The sequence below is a fragment of the Pseudomonas sp. SH10-3B genome, assembly GCF_019891415.1.
GTDB lineage: Bacteria > Pseudomonadota > Gammaproteobacteria > Pseudomonadales > Pseudomonadaceae > Aquipseudomonas.
Window position 1 is genome coordinate 1 of record NZ_JAFLXD010000142.1, and the last position, 375, is coordinate 375.

Consider the following 375-nt stretch of genomic DNA (forward strand, 5'->3'; position numbering starts at 1 on the left):
GGCTGCATCCGCCGCACCAGCCCTGCGAACCGAAATCCAACAACCACAACCGATCCCCTGTAGGAGCTGTCGAGCTTCAGCGAGGCTGCGATAGCGGTGTGTCAGGCACCATAGAAGTTGGCAATGCCGCCGCCATCGCAGCCTCGCCAGGGCTCGACAACTCTTACCAAACTCAAAATAACTTTCTGATTTTAAAGGTCTAAAATTTCCCCCTAACGTCTTGAGTCTCGCATAAGCAATTTCAGGCGACCGCATTCTTGTGGCGAGCGGGCTTGTTCCGCGTTGGGCTGCGCAGCAGCCCCAAAACCCGGCGCAGAGGCGTGCCTGATACACCGCATTTGTCTTCCTAAGGGGCGCTTCGCACCCCAACGCGGG

General features: G+C 57.6%; 1 protein-coding gene. It reads left to right on the plus strand.

Going from position 1 to position 375, the window contains the following annotated elements; genetic code table 11:
- Nucleotides 1–203: hypothetical protein (locus J1G35_RS30720; protein WP_223016885.1), on the plus strand; the 203-nt coding region annotated here is incomplete at its 5' end.
- Nucleotides 204–375 lie beyond the last annotated feature (172 nt).